We start from the raw sequence: 21,544 nt of genomic DNA on the forward strand, positions 1-21,544 counted from the left end.
CATGGAGTGTCAAGGATTATTGACGCAGATCAACAAAGTGGTGCATTAGTAATGAGGAGCCCGACAGCAGCTCTCTCGGCGATCGCAGCGGGCACGCTGGGCCCCGCTTGAGCGTCGGCGGTCAGGACTCCGCGGTGAAGTTGGCGTCGTGTTGAAGAGCGTCGAGCGTGTCGACGTTCAGACAATAGTTCTGATAGGCGGGCACCAGAGTGCCGGCGGCGATATCGGCGTCGCACTCCTGCTTGTGCTCGCACATCGCGCAGGTGCGCCGCAGATCGTTGAGCAGCATCGGCTCCTTCTCGGCGAGCGCGCGGATGCTGATGCGCAGAGCGTCGAGCAGGCAGGGGAGCTCCTTGGCACTGCTGCCCTTGGTGGCGAGCGCGCGCACTTCGGCTGGTGATAGCCCGAGGTCCTTCACCATGTTGGCCATCGCGCGTCCAAAGGCTTCGAGTTCGACAGGGCTGGCGGTGATTTCTTCCCACTCGCGGACGACGGCAGCGACGGTGTCAGCGGCGACCGACTCGTTGATGGGGGCCTCGTTGATGGGGGCGTCGTTGATGGGTGCGTTGTTGGGGTCTGGATTGCCGGATGCAGTCATGGGCGCCTCCAACGCGATTGTTTTGCTGATATACTCACGCCCGTCAGGCGCCCCATTGCGCCAGATCAAGGAGTGCGACAGGCTTGCGATGGATCAAAGACAGGCCCGCGAGTCCGAATGGCGCCGGTCGAACTGATCGCATCGACTGCCACGCGGCGATCTTGGGCGCGCCGCCAACAACAAGCCGCCGCAGGCGAAGCGGATCGACCTGACAGCGGATTGAACGATAGGGGAGGTGGACTTGCTGCTTGCGCTTTTCGCCGACATTCATGCCAACCGGCAGGCCTTCACCACCTGCCTGGCCAAAGCGCGCGAGCAGGGAGCGGAGAAGTTCGTTCTACTCGGTGACTATGTCGGTTACGGCGCCGATCCGGACTGGTCGGTGAGCACCGTGATGGAGCTGGTCGGCGGCGGCGCGGTCGCGGTGCTGGGCAATCACGACAGCGCGGTGGGCAATCCCAAGGTGCAGATGAATGCCGAGGCCGAAGCCGCGATCGAATGGACGCGCGGCCAGCTCGGCGCTGCGCAGCGCCGGTTCCTGGCCGATCTGCCGATGAAGCAGGAGGACGGCAATTTGCTGTTCGTGCATTCCGAAGCGACGCGGCCGGATAGCTGGATCTACGTCACCGACACGTCGATCGCCTCGCGCAGCATGCAGTCGGTCGCCGCGCATGTGACGTTCTGCGGCCACGTCCACAAGCCGGCGCTGTACTCGCTCTCGGTGACCGGCAAGATGACCACCTTCGTGCCGACCTCGGACGTGCCGGTGCATCTGCTGCCGGGCCGGCAATGGCTCGCGGTGCTGGGCTCGGTCGGCCAGCCGCGTGACGGCAATCCGGCCGCCGCCTACGCGCTGTACGACACCGTCAAGCACGAGCTGACCTATTGCCGCGTGCCCTACGACGTCGAGGGCGCCGCGCGGCGGATTCGCGACAACGGCCTGCCGGTCTGGCTGGCCGAGCGGCTGCTCGCGGGGCGGTGACCGCGATGGACAGCCCCTCGTTCGAGCCCGGCAGCAGCGTCGACGGCTACGTCATCGAGGGGGCGCTGCATCGCGGCGGCATGGCGTCGCTGTTCGCGGTCCGCCGCGACGGCGATCCGATGCCGATGGTGATGAAGCTTCCGCGCACCGGCGAGGGCGAGGACCCGGCCGCGATCGTCAGCTTCGAGATGGAGCAGATGCTGATGCCGCGGCTGCGCGGGCCGCACGTCCCGCAATTCGTGGCGCTGTCGGATTTCTCCAAGCTCCCCTACATCGTGATGGAGCGGATCGCCGGCGAGCCGCTGCTGGCCCGACTGCCGGATCTGCCGCTGCTTTACGACGAGGCGGTCGCGATCGCCGCCAGGATCGCGGTGGCGGTGGCCGACCTGCACCGCCAGCACGTCATCCATCACGACATCAAGCCCAGCAACATCATGTTCCGTCCGAGCGGCGAGGCGGTGCTGCTCGACATGGGGCTCGCCTGCAGCGACCAACTCCCCGACCTGATGCAGGAGGAGTTCCGTCTGCCGTTCGGCACCGCGCCCTACATGGCGCCGGAGCGGCTGCTCGGCGTGCGCAACGATCCGCGCAGCGATCTGTTCGGGCTCGGCGTGCTGCTGTATTTCTTCACCACCGGCATCCGGCCATTCGGCGAGACCGAAACCATGTACGGCATGCGCCGGCGACTGTGGCGCGATCCGGTGCCGCCGCGCAGACTACGGCCGGACTATCCGCCCTGGCTGCAGGAAGTGGTGCTGCGCTGTCTGGAGATCCAGCCGGAGTGGCGCTATCCGACCGCGGCGCAGCTGGTGTTCGATCTCACGCATCCGACAGAGGTGAAGCTCACTACGCGTTCGGAGAAGCTCAAACGCGATCCGCTGCGCACCGTGCTGCGCCGGCGTTTCAACAAGGAGCTGACGCGGCCGCGCCGCGAAACGCTGGCGGCGCATCTGGCCTCGGCGCCGATCGTCGCGGTGGCGATCGACGTCGCCGAAGGCTCAGCGGCCCTGAACGACGAACTGCGCGTCACTGCCGGCCGCATCCTGACGACGCTGCCGTCGGCGCGGCTCGCCTGCCTCAACGTGCTGAAGCTCGGGCGGATGACGATCGACCGGACGCTCGACGAGCACGGCCACAACAAGCATGTCGATCGCCTGGTCGCGTTGCGGCACTGGGCCGAGCCGCTCAAGCTGGCCGACGACCGGCTGACCGCCCACGTGCTCGAGGCGGTCGATCCGGCCGCCGCCATCCTCGAATTCGCCGAGGCGAGCCGGGTCGATCACATCCTGATCGGCGCGCGGCGCAACTCGATGCTGCGCACCCTCGGGGGCAGCGTCTCAGCCAAGGTCGCGAGCGAAGCGACCTGCACGGTGACCATCGTCCGCGATTCGGCGCAGCGGCCGACGCGGTCGGGGAAGCCGGCGAGCGCAGATCTCAGCCGGGAAGGCGTGTGAGCCAGGGCGCAAGCCTCTCCCCGTCATTGCGAGCGCAGCGAAGCAATCCATAGCGCCGTGCGCGGAGCTGGATTGCTTCGTCGCTTCGCTCCTCGCAATGACGGGGTGGCGTCGGAGATGAAATCGGACGCCGGGGATCAACACACTTCAACCGGTTGGTCTCTGATCTTCCGAAGTAAAAGCCTCTCCGCGTCATTGCGAGCGCAGCGAAGCAATCCATAGCGCCGAGCACTGCGCTGGATTGCTTCGCTGCGGAGCCTGTGCCCGGACGGCGCAAAGCGCCGATCCGGGTGCTCCTCGCAATGACGGGGAGATGTCAGGCGTAACAGAGTGCCGGCGATCAGTTGATCATCAGGCGGTCGTCGACCGCTGCGACGCCGGGGGTCGACCAGGCGGCGGTCTGCACCGCGCGGCGCTGGTCCCAGCTGTCGACGCGGCCTTCGAGCACGACCATGTTGCCGTTCTTCACCGTCACGCGAATGCCGCTCGAGGCGAGTTCGGCGTGACGCTCCAGCGCCGATTCGAGGCAGGCCCGAATGCCGGCGTGGTCGCCGAGCGGATTGCTGATGACGATGTTGTTGGTGACGCCGACGACGCCGGCGAGCTTGCGCACATCGTCTTCGGCGGCGGCGCGCTCGTAGTGCCAGTCGACGTTGCCGCTCAGCGTCAGCCAGCCGTCTTCGACCTGCACTTCGATCGAGTTCGCCGGCACCAGCACGTTCCAGTCGAGGATGTCGGATGCGCGCTGCGCGATCTGGTCGTCGGCGGTCTTGGTGAAGGGATAGCGAACCTCGATATGCTCGGAGATCGCGTGCACGCCTTTCACGCGGCGCGTCGCCGCAATCGCGGCCAGCTTCTCCGCATAGCTGATCACGTGACCGGTGAGGACCACGATGTCGCCTTCGACAGCGACATTGATATGCCCACTGTTGAAGCTCGGATCGAATTCGAACTCGTCAAGGATGTTTTGACGGAGCTGGGACTCGGACATGATGGCCTCTGGAGTTCCGCTGCGCTAACGGCCGGCATCTTCCGTGGTTGAAGGTCAAACACATTGATCCCAATCAACCAGACGCTGCATCGCGGTTGATCTGCGTCAAACGCTGTCATCAGGGTTTCATCGCCGTAATCTCAACAATCCCTTCGACGACGATCTCCGGCAATGTCCGGGTCTTGCATTGCGTCGCGTTCGCGAGCGCTAATGTCAGGCCAGACTGACACTGATCGCCATTCGGCTAAGGCGCGCGTGCGCCCGCATCCGACGGCGTGGTCAGCGCAGCGAGGACGTCGGCGCGAGCGCGCAGTACGCGATGTGAAATGCAGAGGCGGAGAAGGTGATGTCAGACGTATTGTCCAACGAACTGATGCAGAAGATGGACGCCTATTGGCGGGCCGCGAACTACTTGTCGGTCGGGCAGATCTATCTGCAGGACAATCCGCTGCTCGACGAGCCGCTGCGGCTCGAGCATCTCAAGCCGCGCCTGCTCGGGCACTGGGGCACGACGCCGGGACTCAATCTGCTCTACGTGCATCTCAACCGGATGATCACCGCGCACGACCTGGATATGATCTACATCATCGGCCCCGGTCACGGCGGGCCCGGGCTGGTGGCGAACTCCTATCTCGAGGGCTCCTACACCGAGCGCTACCCGGCGATCGAGCGCAATCGCAACGGCCTGCAGCGGCTGTTCCGGCAATTCTCCTGGCCGGGCGGCGTGCCGAGCCACGTGTCGCCGGAGACGCCCGGCTCGATTCACGAAGGCGGCGAGCTCGGCTACTCGCTGGCGCACGCCTACGGCGCCGCGTTCGACAATCCGAACCTGATCGTCGCCTGCATCGTCGGCGACGGCGAGGCCGAGACCGGCGCGCTGGCGACCAGCTGGCACTCCAACAAGTTCCTCAATCCCGCGCGCGACGGCGCGGTGCTGCCAATCCTGCATCTCAACGGCTTCAAGATCGCCAACCCGACCGTGCTGGCGCGGATCAGCCGCCAGGAGTTGACCGATCTGATGCGCGGCTACGGCTACGAGCCGATCGTCGTCGAAGGCGACGATCCGGCGATCGTGCACTATTCGCTCGCCGCCGCGCTAGAGAAGGCACTGACCGACATCCGCGCGATCCAGGCCGCCGCGCGGCACGAGGGTGTGACGGCGCGGCCGCGCTGGCCGATGATCATCATGCGCACGCCCAAGGGCTGGACCGGGCCGAAGCAGGTCGACGGCAAGCCGGTCGAGGGCACCTGGCGGGCGCATCAGGTGCCGATCGCCGACTTCAAGACTCCCGAGCACATCAAGCTGCTGGAAGACTGGCTGCGCAGCTACCGGCCGGACGAATTGTTCGATGCCAATGGCCGCTTCCGTGACGACCTCGCGGCGCTGGCGCCGACCGGCCATCGCCGGATGAGCGCCAACCCGCACGTCAATGGCGGCGAGCTGCTGCAGCCGCTGTCGCTGCCGGATTTCCGCGACTACGCGGTGGCGCTGCCGGCGCCCGGTGCCGCCAAGGCCGAAGCCACGCGCGTGCTCGGCACGTTCCTGCGCGACGTGATGCGCGACAACCTCGAAACGCAGAACTTCCGGCTGTTCGGACCGGACGAGACCGCCTCGAACCGCCTCGACGGCGTGCTCGAGGTCACCGAAAAGGAATGGATGGCGGACATCGAAGAGGTCGACGTCGCGCTCGGTCCCGACGGCCGGGTGATGGAGGTGCTGAGCGAGCACCTGTGCCAGGGCTGGCTCGAAGGCTATCTGCTGACCGGTCGCCACGGCCTGTTCTCGTGCTACGAGGCCTTCATCCACATCATCGACTCGATGTTCAATCAGCACGCCAAATGGCTGAAGGCGTGCGCGACGATCCCGTGGCGGCGGCCGATCGCCTCGCTCAACTATCTGCTGACGTCGCATGTCTGGCGGCAGGACCACAACGGCTTCTCGCACCAGGACCCCGGCTTCATCGATCACGTCCTCAACAAGAAGGCCAGCGTGGTCCGCGTCTATCTGCCGCCGGATGCCAACACGCTGCTGTCGGTGGCCGATCACTGCCTGCGCAGCCGCAACTACGTCAACGTCATCGTCGCCGGCAAGCAGCCGGAGTGGCAGTGGCTGGATATGGATGCCGCCGTCCGGCACTGCACCGCCGGAGCCGGGATCTGGCAGTGGGCCAGCAATGACGACGGCGATCCCGACGTGGTGATGGCCTGCGCCGGCGACGTGCCCACGGTCGAGACGCTGGCGGCGGTCACGCTGCTGCGCGAATACGTGCCGGACATCCGGATCCGCGTCGTCAACGTCGTCGACCTGATGGTGCTGCAGCCGAGTTCGGAGCATCCGCACGGCTTCGACGACCGCCGCTTCGACGAATTGTTCACCGCCGACAAGCCGGTGATCTTCGCGTTTCATGGCTATCCCTGGCTGATCCACCGGCTCACTTATCGCCGGCACAATCACTTCAACATTCACGTCCGCGGCTACAAGGAAGAGGGAAGTACCACGACACCGTTCGACATGGTGGTGTTGAACGATCTCGACCGCTACCGGCTGGCGCTCGACGCGATCCGCCGGATCCCGCGGCTGGCCAGCGAAGTCGAAGCGGCCACGTCGCGCTACTGGGCGACGATGCAGCGGCACAAGCTCTACATCGCCGAGCATGGTGACGACATGCCCGAAGTGCGCGATTGGCGCTGGCCAAGCTGATCACGCTCGAATTGTCCAGAAGCCGCTAAGTCGCCGTCAACCACCGATCGAGCCGATCGGTCTGGCGGCGGCGCGCGGCCGATGAATTAACCAACGCTTGCAACCGGCCCGATATGCCTGCTGCCGTGAACTCAACGGCGAAAGGAGCGGGCCGATGGACACGCGCGACCATGATGCGGCGCATCCGGAGATCGGAGCCGATCGACTACTCGGCTTGCTGAACCTGCTGGTGATCGACGATGATGCCGTGCAGCGGATGCTGATCGCCGGTGCGGCCGAGAAGGCGGGCTACGCGGTGACCCATGCGACGTCGTGCGCCGAGGGCACCGCGCTGATCCAGCAGCGCCCGTTCGACTGCGTCACGCTCGATCTGATGCTCGACGACGGCGACGGCAGCGACGTGATGCGGGCGATGGCCGGTGCGCATTATGCCGGCCCGCTGATCGTGATCAGCGGGATGGATTCCGAACGTCGCCGGGCCTCGCGCGCGCTCGCCCGCTCGCTCGGCATGGACCTGCTGCAGAGCTTCCCGAAGCCGATCGACCTCGCTGCGCTGCGGATTTCGCTGGCCAACATCCGCAGCAATGTCGCCGGGCTGCCGATCGTGCATTCCTGGGGCGAGGTCTGCGGTCCGCGCTTCGAGCACGGCTAGGGCCGTATCGCCTTCGTGCAGGCGGCCGTGCAAGGCTTCTTGGGAGATGCGCGGCCTCGCAAGTTTACTCGGCCGCATCGCTTCGGGCGGGCTATTCGGCGGTGTGAGTCGGACTGATCAGTCGGTGTGCTGGTACGACTACGGGGGGCAAAAATTAACGAGAGTGAAGGCCAATCACAGCTAGAGCAGTCAGGACGTGAGTTCCGGGTCGACAGGTCGTTGTCAAACCCGCCACCGGAAGGTCGAAAAAGGCGCTCTGGAATGGATGACTTCACTCTGCAACGCGGCGCCGGCCTGCCGGCCTGGACGAGGTCCGCCGCGACGCTTTGCGAGGCCGTCACCGTGGCGCCGTGCGTCGGCCTCTCAACCGCCCTTCATCGCGATACGTCGTGCGCGAACGTGCCAGGAAGGATCCCATGACCCCGCTCGACTACGACTATCTGCAGAAAATCCTGAAGGACAGGTCCGGGTTGATGCTGTCGGCGGACAAGAAATATCTGCTGGAGAGCAGGCTGCTGCCGCTCGCCCGCAAGGCCGGCGTCGCCGGCATCAGCGAGCTCGTGCAGAAGATGAAGGCCGGCTCCGAGACGTTGATCCACGACGTCGTCGAAGCGATGACCACCAACGAGACCTTCTTCTTCCGCGACAAGACGCCGTTCGATCACTTCAAGGACAGCGTGATCCCGGAACTGATCAAGGCGCGCGCCGGGCGGCGCAGCCTGCGGATCTGGTGCGCCGCGTCGTCGACCGGGCAGGAGCCGTACTCGCTGGCGATGCTGCTGAAGGAGAAGGCGGCCGAACTCGCCGGTTGGCGCATCGAGATCATCGCCACCGATCTGTCGCCCGAGGTGCTGGCGAAGTCGAAGAACGGCCTCTACAGCCAGTTCGAGGTGCAGCGCGGCCTGCCGATCCAGCTGCTCGTCAAGTACTTCAAGCAGGACGGCATGATGTGGCAGCTCAACGCCGACGTTCGCGCGATGGTGCAGTTCCGGCAGTTCAACCTGCTGCAGGACTTCGCGCCGCTCGGCAAGTTCGACGTCATCTTCTGCCGCAACGTGCTGATCTATTTCGACCAGGCGACGAAGTCGGACATCTTCAACCGCCTGATGAAGGCGAACGAGCCGGACGGCTACCTGTTCCTCGGCGCGGCCGAGACCGTGGTGGGGCTGACCGACAGCTACAAGGTCTGTCCGAAACGGCGCGGCGTGTACCTGCCCAACGTGGCTGCTGCCGCGGCGCCGGGGCTTGCCGCCGGCGGCTTCAAGCCGGCGGGCTTTGCCGGGCGCTAGCGGAGGGTTCGGGTTGACCACGGAGAATATCGGCACCGAGCGTGTGGCATTCGGGCGTGGCTACGCGGTCTGGATCATGGGGATCGACGGGACGTGGCGCCGGAGCTGCGTGCTCAAGGCCGTCTCCAGCTTCGAGGCGGAACTCGAGCTCGAGGGCTCGATCGAGGGGCTCAACCTCAAGGAATTCTTCCTGCTGCTGTCGTCGACCGGCCTCGCCTATCGCCGCTGCGAACTGATCCGCGTCAACGGCTCCGAAATCGACGTGCGCTTCCTCAAGACCAAGAACAGGTCCGGCAGGCCGCTGGGCACCCGCGACGATCGCATGGATTCGTGACCCGCCGCGAGGGGAAAGCTAACCATTCGGCCGTTCCGCCGCCCGGTTGTATATTCGCAGAAGACTTCTTTTATGAGAAACGATTAGCGTTCCCGAGAGAGGTCTTGGCGAGACAAGATCGATGACTTTCTTGCGGACGCGCGGATGATGGACGGCGATCGAGCACCCACGCTACGGATCCTCGTGGTCGACGACGACCCGGTGCAGGGCGCCGTGATCTGCGGTGTCTGTCACCGGCTCGGCCATCAGCCGGTGTTCGCGGCGTCCTATCAGGCCGCGGCGGATCTGATCTCCGGCGACACGTTCGATTGCTACACGCTGGATCTGTCGCTCGGCGACCGCGACGGCATCGAGCTGTTGCGCCTGATCGCGGCCGACAGCGGTGGCCGCCGGGTGATCGTGATCAGCGGCTGCGATCAGCGGATTCTCAGCGCCACGGTGCGGATGGCGCACGCCGCCGGCATCGTCGACGCGGTGTCGCTGCCCAAGCCGATCGATCTGCGCTCGCTGCGCGAGGCCCTGACCTTCGACGCCGCCGGCCGCTCGTCGGCGCGGCAGCGCTCGGAGACGAGCGCGCGCCCGATCAGCGCCGAGGATCTGTCGCGCGGCCTCGCCGGCGACGAACTGTATGCGGTGTTCCAGCCGAAAGTGCATCTCGGCAGCGGGCAGGTGGTCGGCTGCGAAGCCTTGGCCAGATGGGACAGCCCGAGCTTCGGCGCGGTGAGGCCCGACGTGTTCATTCCGCTCGCCGAGCGGAGCGGCGCGATCAAACCGATCACGCTGCGGATGCTGCGGGAATCGATGCGGATGGCGCGGCGGTTTGTGCGACAGGATCCGTCCTTCGTGGTCGCCGCCAATCTCTCGGCGACGCTGCTGACCGACACCACGATCCTGCAGGAGATCGAGCAGATGCTCGACGAGACCGGCGTGCCGGCGCGGTCGCTGATGATCGAGGTGACGGAGTCCACCGCGATGTCGGACGTCGATCGTGCCATGGACGTGCTGCTGCGGCTGCGGATCAAGGGTGTCGGAATCTCGATGGACGATTTCGGCACCGGCTATTCGTCGCTGTCGGCGCTGGCCCGGATGCCGTTCAGCGAGCTCAAGATCGACCGCTCCTTCGTCAAGGACTGCCTGGTCGATCCGGACATGTGGAAGGTGGTGGCCGCCTCGGTGGCGATCGCGCATCAGTACAAGATGAAAGCCGTGGCCGAAGGCATCGAGGATCCCGAGACCTGGCGGGCGCTGGCCGAACTCGGCTGTGACATCGGGCAGGGCTACGGGATCTCCCGCCCGCTGAAGCGCGATGCGTTCGACGGCTGGTATCGCGCCTGGAACGCCGAGGCGTCGGTCCCGGCGCGCGGCCGGCGGGCGCAGGCGGAGTAGCTAGCTCCCTCGCCGACGCGGCCCGGCGTCAGGCGGCGCACTCCACGAGGCGATCGTCGCCCGCCGGAGCCTGCCGGGCAGCCGCAAAGGTCGCCTTGATCTGCCCGACCAGCGCGAGGTAGTCGGTCTGCGACAGTTCTGGAGCACGGCGTTCGAGATCGCGGGCGAGACCGGCCAGGCGATCGAGGCCGAACGTACCCGCCGCGCTCTTCAGCGAATGCGCTTCCCGCTCGATCCGGCGGCGGTCGTCCGGAATTCCCAGCGTGTCGAACAAACGCAGCCGCGCCTCGGTGTCGCGAATGAACACCGCGAGCACATCGCGGCTGGCGTCTTCGCCGATCTCGGCGACCAGATGCGCGAAGGCGGTCTTGCCGACATAGAGGCGCTTCGGCGCCCCGGTCTCGGAGGCCGGGACGGTCGCGCGCGGAGCCTGGCTGGTCGTCTGGTCGCGGGGAGGCGGCGGCGCCATCGTCGTCGCGGGGGCCGCCGGCGTGCTCGCGGCGGGCGCGGGCGGCAGCACGCGGAGGATCGCGTCGATCAGGACGTTCTTGCGGACCGGCTTGGCGATGTAATCGGTCATGCCGGCCTCGCGGCACGCGGCTTCGTCCTCGGCGAAGGCGTTGGCGGTGAAGGCGATGATCGGCACGGTCGCGAGCGCGCCGCCTTTGGCGCGGATCGCCCGCGTCGCTTCGAGCCCGTCCATCTCGGGCATCCTCATGTCCATCAAGATCACGTCGTAGTTGAAGCGGGTCGCGGCGGTGACGGCCTCGGTGCCGTCGCAGGCCGTGTTGCTCTGGATCGCGAACTCGCCGAGCATCCCCGCTGCCACGGCGCGGTTGGTCGGGTTGTCATCGACGATCAGCAGGCGCAGCGGCCGTCCGCCGGCCGCGATGCGTGCGCTCAGCTCCTGATATTGCGCCTGATGATCCTCCTCGATCGCGGGGAGATCGGCCGTCAGCGGGAAGCTCAGCGCGAAGCGGAACGACGAGCCGCGGCCGGGCGTGGACGTCACGCTGATCTTGCCGCCCATCTGCTCGACCAGCCGGCGGCTGATCGCGAGGCCGAGCCCGGATCCGCCGAAACGCCGGCGGATCGAACTGTCGGCCTGGACGAAATCGCTGAACAGCGACTCGATCTTTTCCGGATCGATGCCGATGCCGGTGTCGCTGACGGTCCATTGGATCCGCGCCGAGGCGCCGTCGTTCGCCAGACATTCGGCCGCGACAACGATCGTGCCGGACGGCGTGAACTTCACCGCATTGGAGATCAGATTGAGCATCACCTGGCGGATGCGCCCCGGGTCGCCGACCAGCGCGTCCGGCAGATCGTCGCTCAATTCGGTGCGGATGGTCAGGCCCTTGGCGGCCGCCCGCGGTCCGATCACGTAGAGCGGATGCTCGACGATCTTGCGCGGCGAGAACGGGATCAGTTCGAACGACAGCCGTCCGGCTTCGAGCTTGGAGAAATCGAGGATGTCGTCGAGGATCTCCAGCAGGCTGTCGCCGGCGTCGTGGATGCTGATCACCGCCTGGCGCTGCTCGGCATCCAGCCTGGTGTCGAGCAGGTTGCTGGTCAGGCCGAGCACCGCGTTCATCGGGGTGCGGATCTCGTGGCTCATCATCGCCAGGAAGCTCGATTTCGCCGCGCTGGTCGCTTCGGCCGCTTCGGCATAGACCGCCTGTTCGTTCCACCACCGGGCGATCGCGATGCTTCCGGTCAGCACGATCAGCGAGGTCAGCACCGACATCACCAGCAGCAACGTCGCCATCTCGTCCCAGCTCTGCAGCGCGCTCTCCTCGTTCTGCGTGACCGTGACCATCACCGGATAGTTCGGCAGCATCCGGGCGGATCGCAGCCGGGCCTTGCCGCCTGCGGTGGCGGCAGCCTCGCGCACATTGCCGCCGGCCTGCTGGGCCCGCCGGCCGCCCGCCTCGAGTTGCGGGCCGGCGCCGTCGCGATGCGGGTAGCTCGCCAGCACGACGTCGTCGTTGCGCACCAGCGAAGTCTCGGTGTCCGGGCCGAGCGTCGTCGCGGCGAAGAAATTCTCGAAATATTGCTGGGACATCGCGCCCAGCAGCAGGCCGATGAATTGACCGTCGGGGCCGTTGAGCCGCCGGGCGATGTAGATGTTCCAGGACCCCGTGCTCCGATTGCGCACCGGCATGCTGATGAAAGTCTCGAGGTTGCGGTCGGTGCTGAGCGCCTTGAAGTAGTCCCGATCGGCGACGTTCACGTCAGGAATCGGCCAACTGCGGGAGAAATTGAGCAGCTTGCCGCGATCGTCGATCATCGTCACCGCGTCGACCTGAGGCAGCCCGCTGACTTTTTCCTTGAGCAGCATGTGGGTGGTGTAGTCCGACATCGCCTTCCGATACGACTCGCTGTCGGTCACGCCGCGGCGCGCCAGATAATCGCTGACGCTGGACAGCACGAGGTCCAGCGATTTGAACGAGCGGTCGGCCTCCTCGGCGAGCGTCAGGCTGTAACGCTGCAGGTTGGATTCCGCGGTCCGCACGATGCTTTCGCGCAGATTGCTGAGGAACACGACGTTGGTGCTCATGATCGAAACGATCAGCGCGACGGCCACCAGCCGGAGCGCGATCTGGGAGCGCTTGAGTCGCGGCCGGATCGAGGTGGGAAGTTCGGTCATGGGCCCGCCCGTTGGTCGTCGGGCGCCAGCGCGGATTTCAGATGCCGTTTCCAGCGTAGAACCTCCTCGTCGACGTGACGGCCGAGCGCGGCCGGGCTGCGCTTGCCGGGCGGCGGAATCTCGCCGGCGAGAGCGGTCAGTTCCGCGCGGACCGAAGGATCGTCGAGCGCCTGGCCGAGGGCCGCGTTGAGGCGTTCGATCGGTTCGGGCGGGGTGTTCCGCGGCGCGAACAGCGCGTGCCACGCCGAAATATCGAAGTCCGGGAGGCCGGCCTCGGCGGCGGTGGGCACGTCGGGCAGGGCGGCACTGCGCCGACCGGCGGCGATCGCCAGCGCCCGGATTTCGCCGGCACGGATCCGATCGATCGAATTGACGATCTGATCACACATGTAGTCGACCCGCCCTTCGAGAAGCGCCTGGAGCGCAGGGCCGGTGCCCTGAAACGGCTTGGCCGTCGAATGCACATTGCCGATCGATTCCAGCAGGGTGCAGGCCGCGTGCGAGATGGAGCCGGCGCCGGCATGGCCCATCGTGGTTTCCGGATGATCGTGCAGGTGCCGGATCAGCTCGGGGAGGGTGCGCACCGGGAGCTGGTTGCGCGCGATCACCAGCACCGGCATTTCGACCACCAGGCCAATCGGGGCGAAATCCTTCGCGGGGTCGTAGGGCAGATGCGGATAGACCGCCGGCGCGCTGCCGTGCGTCCCCATCTGGCCCATGATCAGCGTGTAGCCGTCGGGCGGGGCGCGCATCGCGCGGGTCGCCGCGGTGGTGCCGCCGGCGCCGACCACGTTCTCGATGATCACCTGCTGCCCCAGCGTCATCGCCAGATGCGCGCCGACGATCCGGGCGACCGTATCGGTCGGTCCGCCCGTCGCGAACGGCACGATCACGGTGATCGTTCGGGTCGGATAGGTGGCGAAGCCCGGCGTCGCGGTCAGGGGTATGGCGAGCAAGCAGAGCATCGCGCGTCGCAGCCAGCCCACCAGGTTGTCCACCCGTGAGGTCGGCTTGAGCGCGGCCGCGCTTGCTCGAATCTGCTTCATGGTGCTATGCGAACAATGAGTTTCTCATTCATGAATATGTCGCTGACGAATGAGTAGCGTGAGGTCGGGGCAGCGGACGAGGCGTTCGCCATCGTGAACATCGGCGTGATATTTTTCACGGGAGATCGCTTCGCTCAACTGCGGCGGAAGCAGATAGCACCATCGTTCTCTTGGTTTCGTATTTCATTGTAACGATTTGGTTTTGTCTGGGCGTTAAGTTGTTTCCTCGGACTAATACGAGGTCGTTGCGTTAATTGCGTTCGTTTCAAAGCTGTTTGGAGGTCGATCGATGAATGAGAAGCCGTCAGGGGGGGAGGTCTTCGTCGTCGACGACGATCCGGCCGTCCGCGAAACGCTCTCGATCGTGTTGTCTGCGGCGGGTTACGAAGTCATTTGTTTTCCCGATGGCGAGTCGCTGTTGTCGGTCGCCCACAGCCGTAACCCGGCCTGTATTCTGCTCGACGTTCATATTCCCGGCCGATCAGGTCTCGACATTCTGGCCGAGCTGCATGCCGAGGATTACCCGGCGCCGATCTTCATGATTTCGGGAAAAGGCGATATCGCGATGGCGGTCAACGCCATCAAGAACGGCGCTCTCGACTTCATCGAGAAGCCGTTCCGCGGCAAGGAGATCGTCAGCCGGGTCGAGGAGGCGATCGAAGCATTCCAGCGCCGCCGGGAGCCCGGCAAGGTCGCCAAGGCGCCGTCCTATAACTTCCCCGGCAAGGAACCGCTGACGCTGCGCGAGCGCGAGGTGCTGGAGTTGTTTGCGTCCGGCAACACCAACAAGGAGGCGGGCCGCCAACTCGGCATCAGCCCGCGCACCATCGAGTATCACCGCGCCAACATCATGAAGAAGCTCGGCGCCCGCAACGCCACCGACCTCGTCCGCATCGTGATGACGGCACCGCGGGCGTAGGGCGGTCGGGCTCTGATAGAAACCGAGCGTAACTGGCCATTTGCGGCGTTGCCACAATCACACCCTCATGGCGAGGAGGCGCGAAGCGCCGTCTCGAACCATGGGCCGCAGGTACTGTGCGGCCCATCCTTCGAGACGCCCGGCTGCGCCGGGCTCCTTAGAGCCTGACCGGAAACTCATGCAGCAGAATCAGCTGCGTTTTCCGTCATTGCGAGCGAAGCGAAGCATTCCAGAGACGCCGAGCGCGGGGCTTCTGGATTGCTTCGTCGCTTGGTTCCTCGCAATGACAAACATTCAAGGCCGTATTTCTCGGATCGAACTTCCGGCCAGGCTCTCAGGATGAGGACGCAGTGCGCGGGTCAGGGCATGTCGCCTTGACCAATCGAAGCCCCTATCGCCGCTCTCACAGCGTGCCGGGGAAGGCGCCGCCGTCGAGCAGGATGTTCTGGCCGGTGATGTAGCCGGACCGCGCGCCGCACAGGAATGCGCAGGCGAGGCCGAACTCCTCCGGGTCGCCGAACCGGCCGGCCGGGTTCTCGTTCATCCGCGCCTGCAGGATCTGTTCGGGCGTGGTGCCGGAGGCCTTGGCCTGACCCGCCGCCACGCCGCGCAGCCGGTCGGTGTCGAACGGGCCGGGCAGCAGCGCATTGATCGTCACATTGTGCCGCACCGTCTTGCGCGACAGGCCGGCCACGAAGCCGGTCAGGCCGGTGCGTGCGCCATTGGACAGGCCGAGCACGTCGATCGGCGCCTTCACGGCGGCCGAGGTGATGTTGACGATGCGGCCGAACTTGCGCTCGATCATCTTGTCGACGGTCGCCTTGATCAGCTCGATCGGCGTCAGCATGTTGGCGTCGAGCGCCTTGATCCAGTCGTCGCGGGTCCAATCGCGGAAATTGCCGGGCGGCGGGCCGCCGGCATTGTTGATCAGGATGTCGGGCTCCGGGCAGGCCTGCAGCGCTGCGGCGCGGCCCTCCCGCGTGGTGATGTCGCCGGCGACCTCGAGGACCTCGACATCCGGATAGGCCTTGCGCAGCGCGGCGGCGGCCGTGGCCAGCGCGTCGGCGCCGCGCGCCGTCATCGTCACATGCACGCCCTCGGCGGCCAGCGCCTCGGCGCAGGCGCGTCCCAATCCCTTGCTCGATGCGCACACCAGCGCGCGGCGGCCCTTGATTCCCAGATCCACGTTTCACTCCCGGATGATCGGCGATGTCGGTGAGGCCGGCACTCTAGCCATCCCGGTCCGGCATGGTAAGGGGAGGGCAACGCATAACGCATCAACGGGAAACGCGGCATGGATCAACTGTTCGACGTCAGCAACGAAGTCATTCTGGTCACCGGCGCCTCGCAGGGCCTCGGGCGGCAATTCGCCCGCGTGCTCGCCGAGCGCGGCGCGGCCGTGGTGCTCGCGGCGCGCCAGACCGACAAGCTGAAAGCGCTGGAACAGGAGATCAAGGACAAGGGCGGCCGCGCCGTCGCGGTGCAGATGGACGTCACCGATCTGGCGTCGATGGCGAGCGCGCTCGATCAGGCCGAAGCAGCACTCGGCCCGGTCACCGTTCTGATCAACAACGCCGGCGTCGCCACCGAGAAGCTCGCGGTCGACACCAGCGAAGCCGATTGGGACAAGGTGATCGGCGCCAACCTCAAGGGCGCGTACTTCCTCGCCACCGAAGTCGCGCGCCGGATGATCGCGCGCCAGCAGGGCGGCAACATCGTCAACATCGCCTCGGTGCTCGGCCAGAGCGTGCTGAAATTCGTCTCGCCCTACGCGATCTCCAAAGCCGGCATCATCCAGGCCACCAAGGCGATGGCGCTCGAACTCGCCAGCTCGCGCATCCGCGTCAACGCGCTGGCGCCCGGCTACATCGACACCGACATCAACCGCGACCTGTGGGCGACGCCCGCCGGCGAAAAGCTGATCAAGAGCATCCCGCAACGCCGCGTCGGCCACGAAAGCGACCTCGACGGCGCGATTTTGCTGCTGTCGTCGAACGCGTCGAGGTACATGACGGGCAGCGTGGTGACGGTGGATGGCGGGTTCTTGCTGGGGTAGTTCGTCGCGTCAGCGAACGCCAGCTCGCCCTCTCGTTCGTCATTCCGGGGCGCGCGTAGCGCGAACCCGGAATCCATAACCCCTGCGCTATCGGTTAAGCAGGGTGTATCGACGGCCGCGCGACACAACAGGCCGCAGTGCGTATGGATTCCGGGCTCGCGAGCTACGCTCGCGCCCCGGAATGACGGGGAGGGGCGGTGCTAACGCATCTCCCCCCTGATCAAATCCGCCGCCTTCTCGCCGATCATGATCGTCGGCGCGTTGGTGTTGCCGCCGATCAGGGTGGGCATCACCGAGGCGTCGACGATGCGGAGGGCTTCGAGGCCGCGGACCTTGAGGTGCGGGTCGACGACGGCGGTGGCATCGTTCGCCGCGCCGATCTTGCAGGTGCCGACGGGGTGATACACGGTGTCGACGCGGGCGCGCAGGATGGCGCGGATGTCGTCGTCGGTGCGGACGTTCGCGGTGAACAGGTCCTTCTGCTGCAGAGCGCGCAGCGCCGGCGTCTCCATCAGCCGCTGAGTCGTCTTGTAGCCGGCGACCATCGCCTCGAGATCGTCCGGCTCGCCGAAGAAGTTCGGATCGATCCGCGGCGGCGCCAGCGGATCGGCGCTGCTGAGGCCAACGCTGCCGCGGCTCTTCGGGCGCAGCAGGCAAACGTGGCACGAGAACCCCGTGCCCCAGTGCCGCTTGCGGCCATGATCGTCGACCATCGCCATGCCGAAATGCAGCTGAATGTCCGGCACGTCGAGGTCCGGCCGCGTCTTCAGGAAGCCGCCGCATTCGGCGAAGTTGGTGGCGAGCGGACCGCGGCCTTCGCGGCGATATTGCCCGATGGTCGAGAGCAGCCGGCCGATACCGGTGAAGCTGGTGCCGGTGAAATACGGCGCGTCGGACTGATAGGCGAAGATGAAGTCGGGATGGTCCTGCAGATTTTGCCCGACGCCGGGGAGGTGATGCACGGTCGCGATGCCGTGCCGCTGCAGCATCTCGCCGTCGCCGACGCCCGACAATTGAAGTAATTGCGGCGTCTGGAACGCGCCCGAGGCGAGGATCACTTCGCGGCGCGCGCGCAGCTGCCGGATCTCGTTGTCCTTGCGGAATTCGACGCCGACGGCGCGGCCGCCCTCGAATAGAATCCGCGTCGCCTGCGCGCCGGTCTCGACCCGCAGGTTCGGCCGTGTCGCCATGTACGGATGCACGTAAGCCCGCGCGGCGCTCCAGCGTTCGCCGTCGTGCTGCGTGAGCTGATACAGGCCGAGGCCTTCCTGCTCCTCGCCGTTGAAATCGTCACGCACGCGGAACTGCGCCTCGCGTGCCGCCTGCAGGAAGATCTCGTGCACCGGGTTGTCGGTGCGCAGCCGGTTGACATGCAGCGGCCCGCTCTGGCCGTGATACGCGCCGTTGAATTCGGCGTTGTTCTCGGAGCGCTTGAAGTAGGGCAGCACGTCCGCATAGGACCAGCCGTCGGCGCCGAGTTCGGCCCAGTGGTCGTAGTCCCATTTGTGGCCGCGGATATACACCATGGCGTTGATCGCCGACGAGCCGCCGAGTGCCTTGCCGCGCGGCTGATAGCCGATCCGGCCGTTCAGCCCCGGCTGCGGCACCGTCTCGAAATGCCAGTTGTTGAGCTTGCTCGGCACCATCAGCGACAGCGCATAGGGCGTCTTCACCACCCAATTGTCGCCGGGGCCGCCGGCTTCGAGCAGCGCCACGGACGTGCCGGGATCTTCCGACAGCCGACCGGCCACCGCGCAGCCGCCCGAGCCGCCGCCGACCACGACAAAGTCATGCGTCTCCGTCATCGTTTCCTCCTGGATTCTTGTTGTTAGTTAGCCGCGCCGGCTCTGCGTCCGGTCGCTGGTCGTCAGGTCGTCGTCAGCTCAGGACAGCCATCGCAGCACTTTCGACAGCCGCGCGATCTTGCCGCCGTAGGGCGGATAGAGATCGGCGAAGCGGTTGTACGGCGAGCGATAGAACACCGGCTTGAGCTGGCTGAACGTGTCAAAACCCCATTCGCCGTGATACGCGCCGCTACCCGAGGCGCCGACGCCGCCCATCGGCTGGTTCTGTTGCGCGAAGTGCACCAGGCAGTCGTTGATGGTGACGCCGCCCGACACCGTGCGGGCCAGCACCTCGTCGCGCGCGGCGTCATCGGTGCCGAACCAGTACAGCGCCAGCGGCCGGTCGCGGCCGTTGATGAAGCGGATCGCCTCCGCCGGGTCATCGACGCCGAGGATCGGCAGCAGCGGGCCGAAAATCTCTTCCTGCATGATCTTCATGTCGGGCGTGGCGCCGAGCACCAGCGTCGGCGGAAACTTGCGACGGCTGCTCCACGCCGGATCGTCGGCGGATGCCGGCTGCAGCAGCTTGGCACCCTGCGCGGCGGCGTCGTCGACCAGTCCCTTCAGCCGCGCATAATGCCGGTCGGCGATGATCGAGGTGTAGTCGGTGTTGCCCGGATCGCTGCCGAACATCGTCTGCATCGCGGCGCGGATCTTCTCGGCCAGCGCGTCGACCTTGTCGCGCGGCGCCAGCACGTAGTCCGGTGCGATACAGGTCTGGCCGGCGTTCATCAGCTTGGCATAGGCGATCCGCGGCGCGACCTCGTCGAGATCGGCGGAGCGGTCGACGAGCGTCGGCGACTTGCCGCCGAGTTCGAGCGTCACCGGCGTGAGGTTGCGCCCTGCGGCCTCGGCGACGATGCGGCCGACCCGGGTCGAGCCGGTGAACATCAGGTGGTCGAACGGCAGCCGCGCGAACGCCTCGGCGATGCCGTCCTCGATCCCGGTCACCACCATCTCGTCGGCGTCGAATTTGGCCGCCACCGTCTCCTGCAGCAGCGCCGAGAACGCCGGCGACAATTCGCTCGGCTTGATCATCACCCGGTTGCCCGCGGCCAGCGCGCCGATCGCCGGCGCGATGGTCAGCTGCAGCGGATAATTCCACGGCGCGATGATGCCGACGACGCCGAGCGGCTGCGGCAGCAGCCGATTCTGCCCCGGCCAGAACTGCAGCTCGGTCTTCACCTTGCGCGGCGCCATCCAGCGCTTGAGGTGCTTGGACGTGTGTTTGATGTCGCCGAGCAGGCTGAGTGTCTCGGCGATCAGCGTCTCGACCGCGCAGCGATGGCCGAAATCGGCCGAGATCGCCTGCTCGAATCGTTTTTCGTTGTCGGTCAGCAGGCTGCGCAGCCGCTTCAAGCGGTCGAGCCGCTGCTCCAGCGTCGCCGGCGGATCGGTGCGGGAGCGCTCGACCATGCGGTGAAAGCGGTCGTGCAGGGCATTGGCCCCGAAACCGGTCAACGGCTGGTCCATGGTGCGCTCCCGATCCGGCCGGCTGTTCTGAAATGGGCCGGTTTCGGCGAAGTCTTGCAGGCGCGCCGCCGGTCCGCAACCGCATCCGGTTCCGGCCGTCATATAATCTTGAAAATCTGCGTCGCGGGGCTTCCCAAATCCCCCGCGCGTTGCTAGACACCCCTCGCGCCCCGGGCACTGCCCCGGGCCCCTTCTCAGGAAGCTTCCGGGAGGATCGATCGACGCCCTTGGGCGTTGATGGTCATCTGCTTTCTGTAGATCGCGCAAAGGTTTAACGCGGGGTGGAGCAGCCCGGTAGCTCGTCAGGCTCATAACCTGAAGGTCAGAGGTTCAAATCCTCTCCCCGCAACCAAATCGAACCCCGGTCCTCGCGGCCGGGGTTTTGTTTTGCGTGGCACCCGGCGCCGCTATCCGCCCCTGCGCAGCAGATAAATATCCATCACCCACCCCTTCGCCTCGCGCACCTGCCGCCGGGTGCGGCTGATCGTGTCGGCGACCTCTTTCAGCGGGCCGGAGATCAACACTTCGTCGGCGAGGCCGAGATTGGCGGCCCAGTAGATCTCGAGGTCGGCGGGGTCGATCTTGGCGAAGGTCTCGTCGCCGTCGAGCATCACCACGGTGCTGTCGGCGTCGATCGGCAGGCCCGCGGCGAGCTTGCGGCCAGTGGTGATGGTGATCGGTTCGCCGATGCGGTTGAGCGCGATGCGGTGCCGCGCCGCGAGCGCCTGCACGGCGGTGATGCCGGGGATGATCTCGTAGTCGATCGCCAGCCCCTGCGCGCGCAGCCGGTCGAGGATGCGCAGCGTGCTGTCGTACAGCGTCGGATCGCCCCACACCAGAAACGCGCCGGTGTCGCCATCGGCGAGTTCGCCGGTCAGCAGCGCCGCGTAGCGCGCCGCGATGGCGGCGTGCCAGTCGTCGACCACGGCGCGATAATCGTCGCCGGCCGGTGCGCGCTGCGGGATGTCGATGCTGACGAAGCGCGCGCCCGGCGCCGTGATGAAGCGGCGGCAGATGGCTTCGCGCGCCGTCTTCAGCTCGGCCTTCTCGGCGCCCTTGTCCGGCAGGAAGAACACGCTGGCGCGGTTCAGCGCCTCGACGGCCTGCAGCGTCAGGTAGTTGGGATCGCCGGGGCCCATCCCGATCAGGAGAAGTTTGCGCATCGGGCG

17 protein-coding genes and 1 tRNA gene are annotated in these 21,544 nt (G+C 66.3%); 10 read left to right on the plus strand and 8 right to left on the minus strand.

The genetic code is table 11. The features are described 5' to 3' along the window. Positions 1–121: 121 nt before the first annotated feature. Positions 122–667: a hypothetical protein gene (locus IP86_RS05125; RefSeq protein WP_245290539.1), complete on the minus strand. Its 546-nt coding sequence runs from the start codon at positions 665–667 to the stop codon at positions 122–124. A 172-nt stretch (positions 668–839) separates the two neighbouring features. On the opposite strand from IP86_RS05125, the gene IP86_RS05130 reads away from it, so the two are divergent. Further along, positions 840–1,580: a metallophosphoesterase family protein gene (locus IP86_RS05130; RefSeq protein ID WP_054161489.1), complete on the plus strand. Its 741-nt coding sequence runs from the start codon at positions 840–842 to the stop codon at positions 1,578–1,580. Between the two features lie 5 nt (positions 1,581–1,585). Next, positions 1,586–3,034 (plus strand): serine/threonine protein kinase, encoded by a 1,449-nt coding sequence (locus tag IP86_RS05135; RefSeq protein ID WP_054161437.1) that lies wholly within the window; start codon positions 1,586–1,588, stop codon positions 3,032–3,034. Positions 3,035–3,374: 340 nt separating this feature from the next. Here IP86_RS05135 and IP86_RS05140 read toward each other — a convergent pair whose 3' ends face one another. Then, entirely contained in the window at positions 3,375–4,025 is a 651-nt protein-coding gene (locus tag IP86_RS05140; protein ID WP_054161438.1) for a BON domain-containing protein, read from the minus strand. Positions 4,026–4,371: 346 nt separating this feature from the next. Here IP86_RS05140 and IP86_RS05145 point away from each other — a divergent pair, with 346 nt between their 5' ends. From IP86_RS05145 to IP86_RS05165, 5 genes are all read left to right on the plus strand, one after another. Next, the gene (locus tag IP86_RS05145; RefSeq protein WP_054161439.1) at positions 4,372–6,726 is read left to right on the plus strand and encodes a phosphoketolase family protein; all 2,355 of its coding nucleotides are present in this window, start codon (positions 4,372–4,374) and stop codon (positions 6,724–6,726) included. A 154-nt stretch (positions 6,727–6,880) separates the two neighbouring features. Then, positions 6,881–7,378 carry a response regulator gene (locus IP86_RS05150; protein ID WP_054161440.1) on the plus strand — a complete coding sequence of 166 codons (498 nt, stop codon included), beginning with the start codon at positions 6,881–6,883 and terminating at the stop codon, positions 7,376–7,378. A gap of 416 nt (positions 7,379–7,794) precedes the next feature. After that, the gene (locus IP86_RS05155) at positions 7,795–8,667 is read left to right on the plus strand and encodes a CheR family methyltransferase (RefSeq protein ID WP_054161441.1); all 873 of its coding nucleotides are present in this window, start codon (positions 7,795–7,797) and stop codon (positions 8,665–8,667) included. Positions 8,668–8,680: 13 nt separating this feature from the next. Continuing rightward, positions 8,681–9,001: a hypothetical protein gene (locus IP86_RS05160; protein ID WP_054161442.1), complete on the plus strand. Its 321-nt coding sequence runs from the start codon at positions 8,681–8,683 to the stop codon at positions 8,999–9,001. A 144-nt stretch (positions 9,002–9,145) separates the two neighbouring features. Continuing rightward, positions 9,146–10,387 (plus strand): EAL domain-containing response regulator, encoded by a 1,242-nt coding sequence (locus IP86_RS05165; RefSeq protein WP_054161443.1) that lies wholly within the window; start codon positions 9,146–9,148, stop codon positions 10,385–10,387. 28 nt (positions 10,388–10,415) lie between these two features. Here the strand turns inward: IP86_RS05165 and IP86_RS05170 are convergent, their stop codons facing one another. Both IP86_RS05170 and IP86_RS05175 read right to left on the minus strand, forming a co-directional pair. Next, complete coding sequence (locus IP86_RS05170) at positions 10,416–13,037, minus strand: hybrid sensor histidine kinase/response regulator (protein WP_082363855.1); 2,622 nt, start codon at positions 13,035–13,037, stop codon at positions 10,416–10,418. Next, a complete protein-coding gene (locus tag IP86_RS05175; protein ID WP_082363857.1) occupies positions 13,034–14,083 on the minus strand; it encodes a tripartite tricarboxylate transporter substrate-binding protein in 1,050 nt (349 codons plus the stop codon). Before IP86_RS05175 ends, IP86_RS05170 begins: the two co-directional genes overlap by 4 nt. 289 nt (positions 14,084–14,372) lie before the next feature. Between IP86_RS05175 and IP86_RS05180 the strand changes: the two genes are divergently transcribed. Next, positions 14,373–15,002: a response regulator transcription factor gene (locus IP86_RS05180; RefSeq protein ID WP_054161444.1), complete on the plus strand. Its 630-nt coding sequence runs from the start codon at positions 14,373–14,375 to the stop codon at positions 15,000–15,002. 403 nt (positions 15,003–15,405) lie between these two features. Here the strand turns inward: IP86_RS05180 and IP86_RS05185 are convergent, their stop codons facing one another. Next, positions 15,406–16,188: an SDR family oxidoreductase gene (locus IP86_RS05185; RefSeq protein ID WP_054161445.1), complete on the minus strand. Its 783-nt coding sequence runs from the start codon at positions 16,186–16,188 to the stop codon at positions 15,406–15,408. Positions 16,189–16,296: 108 nt separating this feature from the next. On the opposite strand from IP86_RS05185, the gene IP86_RS05190 reads away from it, so the two are divergent. Next, complete coding sequence (locus tag IP86_RS05190; protein ID WP_054161446.1) at positions 16,297–17,058, plus strand: glucose 1-dehydrogenase; 762 nt, start codon at positions 16,297–16,299, stop codon at positions 17,056–17,058. 200 nt (positions 17,059–17,258) lie between these two features. On the opposite strand, the gene IP86_RS05195 is transcribed toward IP86_RS05190, so the two are convergent. Both IP86_RS05195 and IP86_RS05200 read right to left on the minus strand, forming a co-directional pair. Next, positions 17,259–18,863 (minus strand): GMC family oxidoreductase, encoded by a 1,605-nt coding sequence (locus tag IP86_RS05195; RefSeq protein ID WP_054161447.1) that lies wholly within the window; start codon positions 18,861–18,863, stop codon positions 17,259–17,261. Between the two features lie 78 nt (positions 18,864–18,941). Further along, complete coding sequence (locus IP86_RS05200; protein WP_054161492.1) at positions 18,942–20,375, minus strand: coniferyl aldehyde dehydrogenase; 1,434 nt, start codon at positions 20,373–20,375, stop codon at positions 18,942–18,944. 275 nt (positions 20,376–20,650) lie between these two features. Between IP86_RS05200 and IP86_RS05205 the strand changes: the two genes are divergently transcribed. Beyond that, positions 20,651–20,727 (plus strand) — tRNA-Met (locus IP86_RS05205). Between the two features lie 55 nt (positions 20,728–20,782). Here IP86_RS05205 and cobF read toward each other — a convergent pair. Continuing rightward, the gene (cobF, locus tag IP86_RS05210) at positions 20,783–21,538 is read right to left on the minus strand and encodes a precorrin-6A synthase (deacetylating) (protein ID WP_054161448.1); all 756 of its coding nucleotides are present in this window, start codon (positions 21,536–21,538) and stop codon (positions 20,783–20,785) included. Between the last annotated feature and the right edge of the window lie 6 nt (positions 21,539–21,544).

The organism is Rhodopseudomonas sp. AAP120 (assembly GCF_001295845.1).
Taxonomy (GTDB): domain Bacteria; phylum Pseudomonadota; class Alphaproteobacteria; order Rhizobiales; family Xanthobacteraceae; genus Rhodopseudomonas.

Excerpts from the sequence above, each read along its gene's own strand:
- IP86_RS05135 (WP_054161437.1), top strand. The coding sequence starts at position 1,586 with ATGGACAGCCCCTCGTTCGAGCCCGGCAGCAGCGTCGACGGCTACGTC.
- IP86_RS05140 (WP_054161438.1), bottom strand. The coding sequence starts at position 4,025 with ATGTCCGAGTCCCAGCTCCGTCAAAACATCCTTGACGAGTTCGAATTC.
- IP86_RS05145 (WP_054161439.1), top strand. The coding sequence starts at position 4,372 with ATGTCAGACGTATTGTCCAACGAACTGATGCAGAAGATGGACGCCTAT.
- IP86_RS05150 (WP_054161440.1), top strand. The coding sequence starts at position 6,881 with ATGGACACGCGCGACCATGATGCGGCGCATCCGGAGATCGGAGCCGAT.
- IP86_RS05155 (WP_054161441.1), top strand. The coding sequence starts at position 7,795 with ATGACCCCGCTCGACTACGACTATCTGCAGAAAATCCTGAAGGACAGG.
- IP86_RS05165 (WP_054161443.1), top strand. The coding sequence starts at position 9,146 with ATGATGGACGGCGATCGAGCACCCACGCTACGGATCCTCGTGGTCGAC.
- IP86_RS05170 (WP_082363855.1), bottom strand. The coding sequence starts at position 13,037 with ATGACCGAACTTCCCACCTCGATCCGGCCGCGACTCAAGCGCTCCCAG.
- IP86_RS05175 (WP_082363857.1), bottom strand. The coding sequence starts at position 14,083 with ATGAAGCAGATTCGAGCAAGCGCGGCCGCGCTCAAGCCGACCTCACGG.
- IP86_RS05180 (WP_054161444.1), top strand. The coding sequence starts at position 14,373 with ATGAATGAGAAGCCGTCAGGGGGGGAGGTCTTCGTCGTCGACGACGAT.
- IP86_RS05190 (WP_054161446.1), top strand. The coding sequence starts at position 16,297 with ATGGATCAACTGTTCGACGTCAGCAACGAAGTCATTCTGGTCACCGGC.
- IP86_RS05195 (WP_054161447.1), bottom strand. The coding sequence starts at position 18,863 with ATGACGGAGACGCATGACTTTGTCGTGGTCGGCGGCGGCTCGGGCGGC.
- IP86_RS05200 (WP_054161492.1), bottom strand. The coding sequence starts at position 20,375 with ATGGACCAGCCGTTGACCGGTTTCGGGGCCAATGCCCTGCACGACCGC.
- cobF (WP_054161448.1), bottom strand. The coding sequence starts at position 21,538 with ATGCGCAAACTTCTCCTGATCGGGATGGGCCCCGGCGATCCCAACTAC.